This window comes from Streptomyces sp. HPF1205 (genome assembly GCF_020400825.1).
Taxonomy (GTDB): domain Bacteria; phylum Actinomycetota; class Actinomycetes; order Streptomycetales; family Streptomycetaceae; genus Actinacidiphila.
The window spans coordinates 1-14,182 of record NZ_JAINVH010000046.1; the positions used below are offsets into that span (position 1 = coordinate 1).

A 14,182-nucleotide genomic window follows, 5' to 3' on the forward strand; every position below is an offset into this window, starting at 1 on the left:
ACTCCCCGTTCTGGGCCGCACTGCCCGCCACTGACCGCTCCGCCGTTGACGGCCTGATCCGCAAGGACCACCGGCTCGCGGCGGTCAAGCGCCTGCGCGATGCGTTCCCCGACGATTCCGGACCGGGCCTGTACGAGGCACTCGACGTGGTGGCGGAGCGCTACCGGGAGCTGGGCCGACGGTTCGAGCGCTCCCCGACCCCGCCGCTGAACCTGCCGGCGCTGACGGAGAAGGTGAACGCACTGCCGGGCCGGGCAGTGGCCATCGAAGCCCTGTGGGACGGCGACAGCGACGGCTGGTGTGTGGACCTGATGGCGCTGACGGACGATCCGCCCGCCGAGCACCGGCTTGCGGGCATCCGGCACGGCAGTGACATGCGGCTGTTCAACGGCTCGGTTCCGCCATGGCCCGAAGCCCAGGAGGCGGCGACGATCGGCCGTGCCCTGGCCGAGCACTTCGACGTGCCGTTCCACTTCGCCAGCCCCGATCGACCCGACCTTGACGCTCCCCGTTGGAGGGCCATCTCGTGAGCGTCCTCGGGTGTGCGAGAATCCCCCTCCCACACACGACGGCACAACTGCGCGCGTCCGGTCCGTCGTTCCGTACGGAAGGCGCGCGTTCGAGGGAGAAGCGAGGCTCCATGCGGGGAATTCGGGCGGTCGCGGTCTCAGGCGTGGGCGTCACCGCCCTGGCCGTGCTCACGGTGAGCGGCTGCTCCGCGTCCTCGCCCGCACCGCGCCCGGCAGCCGTCCACCCGGCCCGGACCGGGGCCGGCGTGTCCGCTTCGCCCACCGCCGCCCCACCCGGCCCTGCGACAACGCCGACCCGACCTGCTTCCCCGCCGACACCCTCCGCCACGCCCCGCACGAGGTCCCCGCACACCGTCCGGCCCGCCACCACGGCCAGCCCGAAGTCGGCCCCCACCGCCTCGCAGACACACGCGCCGACTGCGCAGGACGGGCTCAAGGAGGATCCCGGCCCGCGTCCCACCGGCCAGGCGACCGGGCCCGGGACGCACCCCGAACCGGGCTCGTCCGCCCCCGGCCGAGGCCCTTCCCTGTCCCCACCGGCCACGCCCTCCCCCGGTCCACCCCGCCCGGCTCCTGGCACCCCCTGAACCGCGCAGGCCACCCGGGCACGAACATGTCCTCCCGGGACGCCGGATACGTACCGCCCGCCCCGCGCGACCCGGAGTTCCGCCGGCGCGCGGTGCGCTGAACCGGGCCCGGCGCTCAGCCGCGCGGTCCGGCGCGGGTGGCCACTGCGGCGGCTGTCGGACTCGGGTCGCAGGCTCTAAGCTGGACGCGCGCTTCTCTTGTTCTGCTTGGAGCACGGACGGCGAGGGGGAAATTCGTTCCGTGGAAAAGGTCGGGCAACAAAGGGATCAGTTGGCGTCGTTCCTCAAAAGCCGCCGTGACCGGATCACGCCGGAGGAGGCCGGTGTGGACAGCACCGGCGGACGGCGGCGCAGCCAAGGGCTTCGCCGGGCGGAAGTGGCAAAGCTCGCCGGGGTGAGCCTGACCTGGTACACATGGCTGGAGCAGGGGCGCAGCATACGGGTGTCGCGTCAGGTGCTGAGCAGTCTGGGCCGGGCCCTGAGGCTGGACTCGATGGAGACCGAGCACCTGTTCCGCTTGGCCGGAGAGGTGCCGCCGACCGATCACCGCCTTGTGGGGCTGGCCGACATTCCGCCGCCGTACCTGTCCCTGCTGGAGAATCTCGACCCGCTGCCGGCGGCGATCACGAACTCGCGTTTCGATGTCCTGGCGTGGAACCAGGGTTACTGCGTGCTGTACCCGTATTTCGAGGAGCTGCCGCCGGCCGATCGGAATGTCCTGCTCATGACGTTCAACGACCGGGCGCGGTCGCTTCTCCCGGAATGGGACTACCATGCCGCTCAGTTACTGGGCCTGTTCCGTTCGCACAACGCCGAACGCCTGGCGTGCCCGGAGTTCGCGGGGCTCGTAGATATCCTGCGCGCTCGTGTTCCGGAATTCGCCAAGTACTGGGATCAGATGGATCTGACGGTCGGCGACCCGACGGCGGCCCGTCTCGACCATCCGGTTCTGGGACGTATAGAACTGGAGTACACCAAGCTGCATCTGGTGGGTATTGACGCGACGTTGTACGTGCACCAGCCTGTTACCGACCGCGATGCGCTGAAATGCCGGCTGGCCCGACTGGTGGCGGCCCGTCCGGCGTCCTCGTTGGTCGTTTCCGCTTCGTAAGGCCGATGCTCGCGCCGACCGGCCGGGCACGCCGCCGGGAACCCGAACCCCCGCGACTGCGGCTGTCCCCGGCCACAACCCCCGACGCGCACTCCACCCCCCTCCGGAGCGGTGAAGCCTGGCGGGGGGAGTCAAGGCCGCGGGAAGATCGACGAGACCCACTGATCAGGACATTTCGAGTGGACCTATGGCCAAACCCCAGCGCCGGGGGCGCCCAGCTCCGGCCTACGGCGCCGCCTCACCGAGGGCCGCGTGCAATTGACCGCGACTTGTTATGCCGAGCTTCGGGAACAGTTTGTACAGGTGAGCGGCCACGGTGTGGTGCGAGACGTAGATCCGGTCGGCGATCTCCCGGTTGGTCAGTCCTGACGCGGCCAGCTGCGCGATCTGCAGTTCCTGCGAGGTCAGCGTCGCCGCGGGTCCCGCCGTGGCCGCTCCTGGCACCGTCCCGCCGGCCGCGCGCAGTTCCGCCGCGGCGCGGTCGGTGAACGGGGCCGCGCCCGCCATGTCGAAAGCCGTCAGCGCGGTGGTCAGCTGCGTGCGCGCGTCCACGATCCGCCGGTGCCGGCGCAGCCATTCACCGTAGAGCAGACGGGTCCGGGCGAGTTCCAGCTCGGCGTCGACCCCCTCGGCCCCGTCCAGCGCGGCCCGGAAATGTTCGTCGGCTTCGGCGTCGGTAGGTGCCAGCAACGCGCGCGCCCGGTGTACGAGGAGGCTGTCCAGCCGGGCGCCGAGCCGCCGGGCCTGCTCTTCGGCATCCGCCACAAGCGGGCGGACCAGGTCCGGCCGATCGCATCCGGCCGCCGCCTCGGCCAGATCCGCGACGGCCCAGCGCCGGCTTGTGCGGTGCTGCGTCATCCGCAGCAGATGGTGCAGCGCCTCTGTGTGGTTCGCCGCGCACAGCGCCGCCAGTCCCGCCGCCCAGTGCGCGTCGTCGTTCCACAGGATCGCGGGATCCGCCGCCAGCAGTTGCCGGGCCCGGTCGAGGGCCTGCCGCGCGCGCTCGGGGTGCCCCTGCCACGCCAGCGCGCGGGCCAGGATCGCCGCCGCGGATCCCGCGGTCATCGGCAGGTTCATGTCCTCGGCCATGCGCAGGGCGTTCTGCGCCGTGATCACCGCCGACTGGATCCTGCCCTGCTGGATCATGAGGTGGGCCGTGCCGCGCAGGCTCTCGCACTCGTCGGCCGAGGAGTTCCGCGGCCGGGACTGGTTCTGCACGAGCGTCCAGCACCGCAGCGCGCTGGTCCGGCTGGAGACCGCCTCGGCGGCGAAGGCCAGCGACATGGCCAGCAGAGGACTGTCGGCGGCCCTGTCGACGAGCGTGGGCAGCCGTTCCCGCAGCCGCACCCCGTCGCCGACGTCGTCGACCAGTGCCATGGCCACATCCGTCAACGGGTCGTCCCCGGCGTCGTCGAGGCCGCGCAGGGCGGCCGCGACGGCCTGGCGCGGCCGCTCGGCCAGCCCGTGCATCCGGCATTCGATGGCGGCCGCCCACAGCAGTTCCCGCTGCCTGGGGTCGCCGTGGGGGTACTTGGCGGCCAGCGCGACCAGCTCCTGCGCCGGCTGACCAGGCAGCGCCGCCGTCACGTGCAGTACGAAGCGGGTGATCGCCAACGACTGCGCGCCGCAGTCCTCCTCGGCGAAGGGTTCGGCCTCCTCCAGGATGCTGAAGGCCTCCGCCGTCAGACCGGCACCGCGTGCGACGTCCGCGGCCGCGGCCAGCCGCCGTACGCGGTCCTTCACGTCGGGTGAGAGCAGCGCCGCCCGCCGCAACATCGCGGCCGACTCTGCGCCCGCGCCCCGCGCCCGGGTACGTTCGGCCGCGCGCTCCAGGTCGGCCGCCACGGCTTCGTCGGGCCCGAAGGCCGCCTCGGCGCGGTGCCAGGCCGCCCGGGTCGGATCGGGCGCGGCATCCGCCAGCGCGCGGTGCACGGTCGCTCGGGCCGACAGCGGAGCGGACCCGTACACGGTGGAGCGGATCAGCGGATGCCGTACCTGGATGCGGCCGCCGCCCACGGTGACCAGGCCCGCCCGCTCCAGCGGCGCCAGCTCCCGCACGAGGCTCATGCCGAGGCCGCGGGCGGCGGCGTGGATCTCGGCCATCGAGCCGTGCCCGGCCGCGATCACCAGCAGCAGCAGGCGGCTGTCCTCGGGCAGCGCCTCCAGTTGGGTCAGGAAGGCGCGCTCGACACGCCGGCTGGTGGGAAGCGGCTCGCCGGAAAAGGCGACCGTACCGCTGCAGCGCTCCCCGAGGGCGGCACTGAGTTCGATGAGTGCCAGCGGGTTGCCGTTCGCCTCTTCGAGCAGTCGCTGCTGCAGGTACGCGTCCACCTCGCGCGGCGACTGCCGCAACGCGTGCGCCAGCAGTTGCCGCGCGTCGTCGAGCCGGAGCGGGCCCACCGGCACTCGGGGCACCCCCTCCAGGCGCACCGCCGGGCCGCCGAGGTCCGCCCGCTCGGCGCACAGCAGCATCAAGGGCGCGTTGGTCAGGCGGCGGGCCACGAAGGCCAGGACGTCCAAGGAGGACTGGTCGAGCCATTGCACGTCGTCGACGACGAGCAGAAGGCGCCGCCTGCTCGCGGCCTCCTCCAGCAGGCCCAGCACCGCTAGGCCGACCAGCAGCCGGTCGGGGGCGGGTCCGTCGTCCAGCCCGAACGCGGTCATGAGCGCGCCCCGCTGACGGGGCGGCAACTCCGCGGCCTGGCCCAGCAGCGGGTGGATGAGTTCGTGGATGCCGGCGAATCCGACCTCGGTCTGGCTCTGGAAGCCGGAGCATCCGAGCAAGCGGTACCCGTCGGCGGCCGCCCGGTCCGCCGCGGCCTTCAGCAGCGTGGACTTGCCGATGCCCGCCTCGCCCTCGATCACCAGCGCCGTACCGGTACCGGAGATCGCGTCGAGCGCGTCGCCGATGACGGCAAGTTCCGCTGATCGCCCGAATATCACCTTCGTCACGCTAGCACGCTCACTTGGGCCGACCAACTCAGCTATACTACCCCGATGCGCACCGATCCGTGGCTCGACGACGCCTGCCCGATCGCACGCACCATGGCGGTGCTGGGGCAGCGGTGGGCGGTCCTGATCGTCCGGGAGGCCATGCTCGGCCGGTCACGCTTCTCGGAGTTCCGGGAGCGGCTGGGTGTGGCGTCCGACGTGCTGAGCGCCCGGCTGTCCGAACTGGCGGCGGCGGGCATACTCGAAGCGGTCGACTACCAGCGGCCCGGCGACCGCACCCGCAGCCGCTACGTGCTGACCGACGCCGGGCGCGACCTCGCACCGGTACTGGCGGCGATGGGGCAGTGGGGCCACGTCCACCTGGCCCGCCCGCACAGCAACGGCTCCTACTTCGTCGACACCGGCACCGGCGAAGCCGTCGGCGTCGGCTTCCGGAGCCCGGACGGCAGCAGCGTGCAGCCGGCCGGCGTCGGCATGGTGGAACGGCACCACGGCTGACCGTTCCGTTCCCTGACGGCAGCGCGGCGTCCGCCCCGGCCGCTCCACCAGCGTGCCGGGGTGAGCAGCGGACCCGTTGGGCGGCCGGGGCGGCGGGAACGGCGGGGCGGTGCTGCCGGACGCGGGCGGAACGGATCCGCGCGGGTTCGTTCCCGTCAGTCAAACGACCGATGCGCCGGCCTCTCGCACGGGGGCAGTCTCGGTCGGACACGACTGCGCGGACCGCTCGTGAGGTGAGTGACCATGTACAGAACCAGTTACCCCCGCCGGCTCAGACCTGTCGGTGACCTGTGGGACTGGCAGCGTTCCGCCGCCTGCCGGGGCATGGACAGCTCGGTCTTCTACCCGCCTGCGAACGAGCGCGGACGCCGGCGCAGGGAGCGCGAGGAACGGGCGCGCCAAGTGTGTGCCGGGTGCCCGGTCAGGGAGCAGTGCGCGGGCATGGCGCTTGCGGCGGGTGAGCAGTACGGCGTGTGGGGCGGCCTGTCGGAGACCGACCGAAACCGGTCCGGCGGGCGGTGACCCGACGGTGGCCGCGTGACCCTGGCACTTCCGCTCTGGATCGCGGGCCGAGCGGGGCGCCGACAACCCCGACGGCGCCGCCCCCCCTGGAGTTCTTCCAGGACATCGCCGACACCGTCAAGAAGGACCGCTACGCCTACTGCACGGCCTTCTACCGCGACTTCTACAACCTCGGCGACAACCTCGGCACCCGCATCGGCGAGGAAGCCGTGCGCAACAGCTGGGACGTCGCTGCCGCCGACGGCTCCTACGCCGCCTCCGCCGCACCCCTGACCTGGTTCACCGACTTCCGCGCGGACCTTCCCAGGATCGACTTGGGGCACTCAGGGCCCGGCCGGTGCGCGGACGACAGCGGTCGGCGCACCCGCCGGGCCCTTGGCAGTGGCGACTCCTCGGCTCCGTTCGAGGACAGGATCGACGTCCTGAGGCAGCTGCGCTACCCGGACAAGTGAAGCGGGCGGCCGGCGCCGGAAAACTGGTCATCTTCCGGATGCGGTGCGGCCCGGGCCGGACGATGCTGCTGCGTGGTGGTCACCGGGCCCGTACGCCGTCATCGGCTCCGGCCGGTGGCTGCGGCCGGTGGGTCCGGTCACCGCCGTCCGCGAACGGTTCACCCTGAAGGAGAACGCACAGTCATGACCGATTCCCAGAACGTCGTCGAGGACGTCGACCTGCTGGTGGTGGGCGGCGGCAAAGCGGGAAAGACCCTTGCCATGGACTTCGCGCGGGCCAGTCGCAGAGTCGTCATGGTCGAACGCGGCATGATCGGAGGCACCTGCATCAATGTGGCGTGCATCCCCACCAAGTCCCTGGTGACGAGTTCCCGGCTCGTCCGCCGGGCGGCCGCCGCGCAGTCGCTGGGACTTAGCCTCGGCAGGCCGGAGATCGACCTGCCGGGACTGCGCTCCCACAAGGAGGGCGTGGTCGCGGACATGGTGGAGCTCAACCACCGCCAGTTCCTGGACAGCGGGATGGATCTCGTCCTCGGTACGGCGCGCTTCGTGGCCGAGCGCACGGTCGCGATCGACCTGAACGACGGCGGACACCGGGTGGTGCGCGGCGCGGACGTCGTGATCAACACCGGCACCGTCCCGCACTTGCCCGCCGTACCGGGACTGGCCGGCATCGAACCGCTCAACAGCGAGACGATCATGAATCTGGAGCGCATACCGGAGCGCCTCGTGGTGATCGGCGGCGGATACGTCGGCCTGGAGTTCGCACAGATGTTCACGGCTTTCGGAAGCAGGGTGACGGTGCTCGACCGCAACCCGCGACTGCTGCCCCGGGAGGACGCCGACGTCTCCGGACTGCTCACCGAATGCCTGCGTGAGGACGGTGTCGAGATCCTCACGAGCGTCGACGTCAAGGAGGCCGACCGCGACGGGAAGGCCGTGCGCCTGGCGCTCGACGACGGCCGGGTACTCGTCGCCGACGACGTGCTGGCGGCCGCCGGGCGCGACCCGGTCACCCGCGACCTGGATCTGGACGCGGCAGGGGTGCGCACGGACGAACGCGGCTTCGTGCGCGTGGACGACACCCTGGCCACCCACGCCCCGCACACCTGGGCGGTGGGTGACGTCACGGGCGGTCCGCAGTTCACCCATGTCTCACTGGACGACTACCGCATCGTCAAGGCCAACATCGCGGGCGATACGCGCAGCACCACCGGGCGCCTGGTCCCGTGGAACCTGTTCACCGACCCCGAACTGGCACGGGTGGGAATGACCGAGGAGCAGGCGCGGGCCGCGGGACGCGACATCCGGGTAGCCAAGCTGCCGGTCAAGGCCATCCCGCGGGCCCGTACGATGCGCGAGACCCGGGGCATGTGGAAGGCGGTCGTGGATCGGAACACCGAGGAGATCCTGGGGGTGGCCCTGCTCGGCCCCGAATCCTCCGAGGTTGTCACCGTGGTCCAGACGGCCATGTGGGCCGGCCTGCCCTTCACCAGGCTGCGGGACGGACTCATCGCGCATCCCACCATGGCCGAGGGACTGAACGCGTTGTTCGCCGGCTGGGTGGACTGAGGCGCGGGACCGAGGTGGCGGGAAGGGGGATGAGCCGTCCCCACGCGCACCTGGGCTTCGAGTGAGGGATCCGGGCGCCGGCCGGTGTGCCGCGGGCCCCGGGCACCGGCCCGCGCGCCGGCCCGCCGGCTCCACCACGGCGAGCCGGCGGGGTCGGGCCGCGTTACTCCGGGGAGCGGCGCAGCTTCAGGTCGAATCGCACGGCCACCTTCCGGCCGACCAGGAACGACGGGCCGTAACCGAGTCCCGCGGCCCGCCGGTCGAGCACGGTGGTCGCGACGGCTTCGGCGGTGTCGTCCCCGTTCCGCTCCACCCGGACGTCAGATGTACTCCGCTGGTGACCCCGCGCAGCGTCATGTGGCCCTCGACCAGCCAGGTTCCCGGCTCCCGCGGTACGACCGCCGTGGAGCGGAAGGTGAGGTGCGGATGGGCCTGCGCGTGCAGGAAGTCCTTGCTGCGCACGTGCGTGTCCCGCTTCGGGTGGCCGGTGGAGAAGCCGTCCGCGTCCAGCGTGGCCGTGACGGACCGGGGGGCGCCCTCGGCGTCCACGGAGACCTCGGCGGACACGATCGGGAACCGGCCGTGAACTGTTTTGAAGATCATGTTGCGAACGGAGAACGCTGCGGTACTCGCGGCCGACGGCCTGCGAAGGCTGCTCGACCACACCCTCGACGTGCTGCGGGAAGAGGTGCGCTCTCCCGGAATCACCCGCCTGTTCGCGACGACCGCCGGCGAGGCCACCGACCCCGCCCATCCGGCACACGACTACTTCCGGCGGCGGTTCGAGCTGATGCGGGTGAACAACGCCCGCGCGGTGCGGGCGTCCGTCGAGTCCGGACTCGTCAGGGCGGACGTCGATCCGGACGCGCTGGGCCGCGCCCTGGTCGCGGTGGCGGACGGAATGACGGCGCAGTGGCTCATGGACCCCTCCTTCGACGTCGTCGCGCACGTTCGCGGCCACTTCGAGACGCTGATGCGGAGCATCGTCACCGACGGCGGCGGACTGAACGCGCCCTGAAGCGGCGAGGGCGGCCGGCCGCGACTGCGGACCGCGGCCCCGGACCGGTGGCGGCCCTGCGGCCCGGCCGCCGGCGAGCCGTAACAGTCATCCGAGGGATACCCGGGCCGGCCCGACCGGGGACAGCGTGGTGGTTGTACACCGACTGATGAGGAGATGCGGGATGACGACCCTCACCGAGAACACCGGGGCGGCCCACGCGGCCAACCTCCGCGTCGACGCGGCAGGCGAGACCTTCGCCTACCGGCGATTCGGTACGCCCTCGGCCACGCTGCCGCCGCTGGTGATGCTGCAGCATTTCCGCGGGAACCTGGACTACTGGGATCCCGCCCTGCTCGACGTGCTCGCCGCCGATCGCGAGGTGATCACGGTCGACCTGCGCGGTGTCGGAGGGTCCACCGGTACGACGCCCGACACCGTCGGCGAGATGGCCCGCGACGCCCTGCGCTTCATGGACGCGCTGGGGCTGGACGGCGTGGATCTGCTCGGATTCTCGCTCGGCGGGCACATCGCCCAGGAGATTGCCCTCGTGCGTCCCCGGCTGCCGCGCCGGCTCGTACTGGCCGGCACGGCGCCGCAGGGCGCACCGGATCTGCACCGCTGGTCCGACGACGTCTACGGCTACGCCTGCGGCGATGTGACCGCGCCGGAGGACTTCATCGCGTTGTTCTTCTCCGGGTCCGAGCAGAGCAGCCGGCGCGGGTGGGAATACCTGGCACGTACTCACGCCCGCACCGAGGACCGCGACGCCGAGACCACACTCGCCTGCCGCGACGCCCAGTACCGGGCGCTGATGACGTGGGGCATCCCGGAGTCGGCGAAGTCGGAACGCCTGTCGGCGATCAGCCAGCCCACCCTGGTGGCCAACGGGGACAACGACACCATGATGTCGACGAAGAACAGCTACCTGCTGGCCGAGAAAATCCGCGGCGCGCAGATCCGCATCTACGCCGACGCCGGCCACGGCTTCCTCGACCAGTACCCGGTCGAGTTCGGCCACCACATCCGTCAGTTCCTCGGCCGCTGACCCAAGGGAAATACCATGACAGACCTTCTCGAGAAGACACTGCAGGCCTACGGCGGATACGACCGCTGGAAGGAAGTGACGTCGGTCAGCGCGCACAAGCGCTTCGGCGGGGCGATCTGGGACATCAAGCAGGTCCCCGGCATCGTCGACGACGGCGAAATCACCGTGTGGATCAAGGATCAGCGAACGTCGCTGCGGCCGTTCACCGCACCCGACCTGAAGACGGCGTACACGCCCCGGCGGGTCGGCATCGAGACCACCGGCGGCGACGTCGTGGAAGTGCTCGCCGACCCCCGCTCCTCGTTCGCCGGCCACACCCTCGAAACGCCCTGGACGGCGCTGCAGTTGGCGTACTTCACCGGATACGCCATGTGGACCTACACCGCCGAGCCGTTCAACCTCACCTTGCCCGGTGTGCGCACGGAGGAAGGCGAGGCGTGGTCCGAGAACGGCAACCGGTGGCGGCGGCTGCACGTGACCTATCCCGACACCATCGCCACCCACAGCCCGCACCAGGTGCTCTACATCGACGACGACGGGCTCATCCGGCGCCGCGACTACCAGGTCGACATCGCGGGCGGCTCCCCCGGCGCCCACTACGTGTCGGACTTCGACGAGATCGACGGCATCGTCGTACCACGCACCCGCATGATCTACGTCCGCGACGAAGCGAACCACCCGGTGCCCGAGCAACTCGTGGTGTCCATCGAACTGACCGACATCGAACTCGACTGACGCGAGAAGGGATTGCGCGACATGCCCCACCTGTGTGCCGGCCACGCGTCCCTGTTCCAGCGCATCACGGACCTCGCCCACCAGGTCGACCGGCTCCTGAGCCGAGGTACTACCGTAGACCTCGGCCTTGTGTCGTCCGAAACGAGGAACGTTGACCAACGATGAGGACCGCGACCGACCGGTCCGGGATCTCAGCGCCTGGACCGTCGACCGGCTGGAAGCCTTCACGAGCACGCAACGAGGCCACGAACTGGAGCACATCAGAGTCGTCGCGCAATCCCACTCCTACCGATCCGACGAGCCACGGCACGTCCGCCTGCGCTGGGCGAAGCTGTCCTTGGACGCCAACACGCGTATGCCCGGCGACACCCCGTGGAGTCGGGACCGGAAGACGCGCCAGAACTTCGCCCTCCGCACCTGGATCATCGATCATCTCGGTCCCGGCACCGATGCGGACTGGGATCCCGAAGCCCTCGCCGCCGACACGCTGGCAGCGCTCGCTCTCGACCCCGGCCAGGCCGCAGCGATGTCCGCCGGTTGGCGTGACCTCCCGACCGAGCGGATCGGCGAACTTCGCCGCCACAAGAACATGACGGCTCACCTGGACCGGCTCCTGGACTTCCTGCCGCCGGGGCCCGACAGGGACCGGCTCACCGTCTGGACTCGGGTGCGTAAGTACCTGCCCTGAGTCGTCCCGTCCCGACGGTGCGCCCGCAAGTCGACGACATGTCCGACGCCGACCTCATCGGCATCCGGCCGCAGCGCAGCTCCATCGGCCGGGCGTCAACTGGTGCCGGCGGCCCGCTCACCCTGAGGGGGCCCGGGCCGCCGGCAGTACCTTGGGAGCGGCCATGACCGGACTGCTGCCCGGGACACCGCCACGCGGAGGCGCCGTGGCTGATCAGGCCCGGCCCGGGTCCGGGAGCGGTATCGGTATCGGTATCGGAAGGGTTCGGAAATTCAGAAACGGAAGACCCAGTTGCTCTCGACGGCGGCCTCGCAGTTGTTGCTGAAGACCTTGCTGAAGTACACCGCCCGCAGTTGCCAGTAGCCGGTGACGGTGACGGTGACCGGGTTGTACTCCGCCGTGCACCCGACGCCGGGGACGCTCGGCAGCAGCGCGAACTGGCCGTACACCGAGGTGAGCGCGGCGCAGGCGTCACCGGGCGTCGGGTGAGTGCCTCCGGCGGGGTCGCACTGCAGGGTCACTTGCTTGCTGACGGCGCCCGACTTGGTCATCGTGAGGTTTGACAGCGCCGAGGCGGTGGCCGGGGCCGATGACGCCGACGAGGGGGCGGACGAGGAAGCGGACGACGGGGCGGACGCGGCCGAGGCCGGGACGACGGAGGCGGCCGCCGCGGCGAGCACGGCGGCCGTCGTCGCGAGCGAGTTGCGCAGCTTCTTGTCCACGTTTCCTCCCGGTGCCTTGTGGGGGTCGCCCCCAGTGAACACCGCGGTGGCGCGCGGGAGAACGGCCCGAACGAGCCATCCGGCGTACGGGCCGGCCCGTACGCCGTGCCGGCGAACTCACACACCCGGAGCCGGGGTCTGCGGCGCCCTGCCCACGGTGTGCCGCAGACCCCACACGTCGGGCCACGTATCGGGCTACTTGTACCAAATGGCGACGCCGCCGTGATGTGAACACGTGCCCCGGTGGTGCTGGCTGTACGACAGGGTGCCGTCGTTGCACCGGGCGGTGGCCCCTCCCCCGGGCGCCACCGGCGCTTCGGTGTGATGAGAGGTGGAACCGGTGGGCAGGGACGAGCCGCCCGATCCGCCGCTGCCCGAGGTGCCGCTGTGGGTGGTTGCGGTATGGCGGACGATCGGTTTGCGCGTCGGCGGGTGGGTGGTCGGTGCGGGGGTGCTCGGTGCGGGGGTGGCCGTCGCGGTAGGAGACGGCGACGACGTCACGTCGTCCGGGCAGGACTCGTCGAGCTTGACGGCACCCAGATCGATCTTCACGTCACTGGTCGCGGTGGTCCCGGCCGCGGGGGCCTGGGTGCACACCTTCCAGTTGCGGTCGATGATCTGCATACGGCCCGCGCCGGAGGAGTCGTGCGAGGTGAGGTTGCGGAAACCGGCGGCCTGCGCCATGTCCTGAGCGGTTTGCAGACCGAGGCCGGTGAGCGCGGGCACTGGCGCCTGCGCGGCCGCAGCGGTGGTGCCACTTGCGGCGGCGGCCGGCGATGACGTGCCGCCGGCGTGGGCCGTGGTGTTCGGGTCACACCCGGTGAGCGCCACTCCCGCGGCGAGTAAAGCGGCGAACGTGACGACGGCGGCGTGAAAACGCATGATCATCCCCCCTGTGTGCTTTACGGGAGGATGAGCCTGTCAGTACCGCTGCCGTGACATGGGCGACGTGACGGTTTTGTGATGTAATGACTGGCTGGTAGGCAGAAGGACCAGGGTGAGCCGTCACCTTCCCGTCGTGTCAGGCGCTGCTGTCCCACCGCTCGATCAGGCGGAACGCCTCCAGCGGGTAGGGGGTTTCCCGGCTCTCCTCCTGGAGCGCGCGGAAGAAGTCCCACGTCACGGCGGCGACGCGCGCATAGCGGGTGGTGATCGCCGCGGCCGCTTCCGTGATCCCCGTGGGCCGCTCGCCCTCGGCGCACGCGCGCACCAGCGCGAGCCGCTCGTCCCACCCGTACCCGTACAGGGCGGTGATGAGCCAGTACACCAAGTACGAGGCCGTGTAGCGGAGGTCGTGCCCCCGGTGCCGGTCGTGGAAGGCGGCCTCGTCCTGGGACAGCTCGAAGCGGGAAGAGAACGCGAGGCCGTAGTCCGCGAAGTAGGTCCACGATGGTGCGCCATCGAGGTGAGGGGGCGGCGGCCAAGGCGGACCCTGGCGGATGCCCCGCGTCTGTCCGCCGGACGCCCAGGTCAGCAGCCCGTCCGGTGGTGCGTCAAGTGCGCGGCACTTCCCGACCCGGACGCGGGCGCGGACGCGGGCGCGGACGCGGGCGCGGACGTCAGGGCGTATGCGTCGCGAGCGCTGTGACGCGTCCTGGCCGCGCGGTCGGTCCTCCCGCCGTGCCGTCCCCCGGCGATCGCCTCGGCCTCCAGCGGCCCGTCACCCCCGTGAGGCCGCGAGCTGCGGCGCCGGCACGTAGCGCGTAGTCCGCTCCCGTACGGGTCTCGGTCGGCGTAGATGCCAACCATTTCAGCGCCTGCTTCGAAA

Annotated in this window: 14 protein-coding genes and 1 pseudogene; 10 read left to right on the forward strand and 5 right to left on the reverse strand. The window is 71.3% G+C overall.

Annotated features, from left to right (window positions below):
- Together K7G61_RS32755 and K7G61_RS32760 are read left to right on the forward strand one after the other, a co-directional pair.
- A partial coding sequence (locus K7G61_RS32755) for a hypothetical protein (RefSeq protein WP_225850777.1) occupies nt 1-530 on the forward strand: 530 nt, incomplete at its 5' end.
- An 828-nt stretch (nt 531-1,358) separates the two neighbouring features.
- Nucleotides 1,359-2,228, forward strand: a complete 870-nt coding sequence (locus K7G61_RS32760) for a helix-turn-helix transcriptional regulator (protein WP_225850778.1) — start codon at nt 1,359-1,361, stop codon at nt 2,226-2,228.
- A 225-nt stretch (nt 2,229-2,453) separates the two neighbouring features.
- On the opposite strand, the gene K7G61_RS32765 is transcribed toward K7G61_RS32760, so the two are convergent.
- The gene (locus K7G61_RS32765; RefSeq protein WP_225850779.1) at nt 2,454-5,180 is read right to left on the reverse strand and encodes an AAA family ATPase; all 2,727 of its coding nucleotides are present in this window, start codon (nt 5,178-5,180) and stop codon (nt 2,454-2,456) included.
- A gap of 45 nt (nt 5,181-5,225) precedes the next feature.
- On the opposite strand from K7G61_RS32765, the gene K7G61_RS32770 reads away from it, so the two are divergent.
- The 4 genes and pseudogenes from K7G61_RS32770 (at nt 5,226) to K7G61_RS32785 (ending at nt 8,224) form a co-directional block, all read left to right on the forward strand.
- Nucleotides 5,226-5,678, forward strand: a complete 453-nt coding sequence (locus K7G61_RS32770; RefSeq protein ID WP_225850780.1) for a helix-turn-helix domain-containing protein — start codon at nt 5,226-5,228, stop codon at nt 5,676-5,678.
- A gap of 243 nt (nt 5,679-5,921) precedes the next feature.
- The gene (locus K7G61_RS32775) at nt 5,922-6,200 is read left to right on the forward strand and encodes a WhiB family transcriptional regulator (protein ID WP_225850781.1); all 279 of its coding nucleotides are present in this window, start codon (nt 5,922-5,924) and stop codon (nt 6,198-6,200) included.
- A 61-nt stretch (nt 6,201-6,261) separates the two neighbouring features.
- Nucleotides 6,262-6,517, forward strand: a pseudogene (locus K7G61_RS32780) (alpha/beta hydrolase); the annotation flags it as partial.
- A gap of 318 nt (nt 6,518-6,835) precedes the next feature.
- Nucleotides 6,836-8,224 (forward strand): NAD(P)/FAD-dependent oxidoreductase, encoded by a 1,389-nt coding sequence (locus K7G61_RS32785; protein ID WP_225850782.1) that lies wholly within the window; start codon nt 6,836-6,838, stop codon nt 8,222-8,224.
- A gap of 186 nt (nt 8,225-8,410) precedes the next feature.
- Here K7G61_RS32785 and K7G61_RS32790 read toward each other — a convergent pair whose 3' ends face one another.
- Nucleotides 8,411-8,827 carry a YceI family protein gene (locus K7G61_RS32790; RefSeq protein WP_263985144.1) on the reverse strand — a complete coding sequence of 139 codons (417 nt, stop codon included), beginning with the start codon at nt 8,825-8,827 and terminating at the stop codon, nt 8,411-8,413.
- Between K7G61_RS32790 and K7G61_RS32795 the strand changes: the two genes are divergently transcribed.
- The 4 genes from K7G61_RS32795 (at nt 8,826) to K7G61_RS32810 (ending at nt 11,692) form a co-directional block, all read left to right on the forward strand.
- Nucleotides 8,826-9,242: a TetR family transcriptional regulator C-terminal domain-containing protein gene (locus K7G61_RS32795; RefSeq protein ID WP_225850784.1), complete on the forward strand. Its 417-nt coding sequence runs from the start codon at nt 8,826-8,828 to the stop codon at nt 9,240-9,242. The two genes, K7G61_RS32790 and K7G61_RS32795, sit on opposite strands and share 2 nt — an antisense overlap.
- A 163-nt stretch (nt 9,243-9,405) precedes the next feature.
- The gene (locus K7G61_RS32800) at nt 9,406-10,269 is read left to right on the forward strand and encodes an alpha/beta fold hydrolase (protein ID WP_225850785.1); all 864 of its coding nucleotides are present in this window, start codon (nt 9,406-9,408) and stop codon (nt 10,267-10,269) included.
- 15 nt (nt 10,270-10,284) lie between these two features.
- Nucleotides 10,285-11,004 carry a hypothetical protein gene (locus tag K7G61_RS32805; RefSeq protein ID WP_225850786.1) on the forward strand — a complete coding sequence of 240 codons (720 nt, stop codon included), beginning with the start codon at nt 10,285-10,287 and terminating at the stop codon, nt 11,002-11,004.
- Nucleotides 11,005-11,155: 151 nt separating this feature from the next.
- Nucleotides 11,156-11,692 (forward strand): hypothetical protein, encoded by a 537-nt coding sequence (locus K7G61_RS32810; RefSeq protein WP_225850787.1) that lies wholly within the window; start codon nt 11,156-11,158, stop codon nt 11,690-11,692.
- A 272-nt stretch (nt 11,693-11,964) separates the two neighbouring features.
- Here the strand turns inward: K7G61_RS32810 and K7G61_RS37150 are convergent, their stop codons facing one another.
- The 3 genes from K7G61_RS37150 to K7G61_RS32825 all read right to left on the reverse strand — a co-directional run bounded on the left by K7G61_RS37150 (nt 11,965) and on the right by K7G61_RS32825 (nt 13,684).
- Nucleotides 11,965-12,414, reverse strand: coding sequence for an SSI family serine proteinase inhibitor (locus K7G61_RS37150; protein WP_225850788.1), 450 nt, complete (start codon nt 12,412-12,414; stop codon nt 11,965-11,967).
- Nucleotides 12,415-12,609: 195 nt separating this feature from the next.
- Nucleotides 12,610-13,296 (reverse strand): DUF3761 domain-containing protein, encoded by a 687-nt coding sequence (locus K7G61_RS32820; protein ID WP_225850789.1) that lies wholly within the window; start codon nt 13,294-13,296, stop codon nt 12,610-12,612.
- Nucleotides 13,297-13,435: 139 nt separating this feature from the next.
- Complete coding sequence (locus K7G61_RS32825) at nt 13,436-13,684, reverse strand: hypothetical protein (RefSeq protein WP_308190780.1); 249 nt, start codon at nt 13,682-13,684, stop codon at nt 13,436-13,438.
- Nucleotides 13,685-14,182: the final 498 nt, after the last annotated feature.

Bases quoted from the DNA above. Each gene is read 5' to 3' on its own strand.
- K7G61_RS32790 (WP_263985144.1), bottom strand. From the start codon at position 8,827: ATGATCTTCAAAACAGTTCACGGCCGGTTCCCGATCGTGTCCGCCGAG.
- K7G61_RS32795 (WP_225850784.1), top strand. From the start codon at position 8,826: ATGTTGCGAACGGAGAACGCTGCGGTACTCGCGGCCGACGGCCTGCGA.
- K7G61_RS32800 (WP_225850785.1), top strand. From the start codon at position 9,406: ATGACGACCCTCACCGAGAACACCGGGGCGGCCCACGCGGCCAACCTC.
- K7G61_RS32820 (WP_225850789.1), bottom strand. From the start codon at position 13,296: ATGCGTTTTCACGCCGCCGTCGTCACGTTCGCCGCTTTACTCGCCGCG.
- K7G61_RS32775 (WP_225850781.1), top strand. From the start codon at position 5,922: ATGTACAGAACCAGTTACCCCCGCCGGCTCAGACCTGTCGGTGACCTG.
- K7G61_RS32770 (WP_225850780.1), top strand. From the start codon at position 5,226: ATGCGCACCGATCCGTGGCTCGACGACGCCTGCCCGATCGCACGCACC.
- K7G61_RS32785 (WP_225850782.1), top strand. From the start codon at position 6,836: ATGACCGATTCCCAGAACGTCGTCGAGGACGTCGACCTGCTGGTGGTG.
- K7G61_RS32805 (WP_225850786.1), top strand. From the start codon at position 10,285: ATGACAGACCTTCTCGAGAAGACACTGCAGGCCTACGGCGGATACGAC.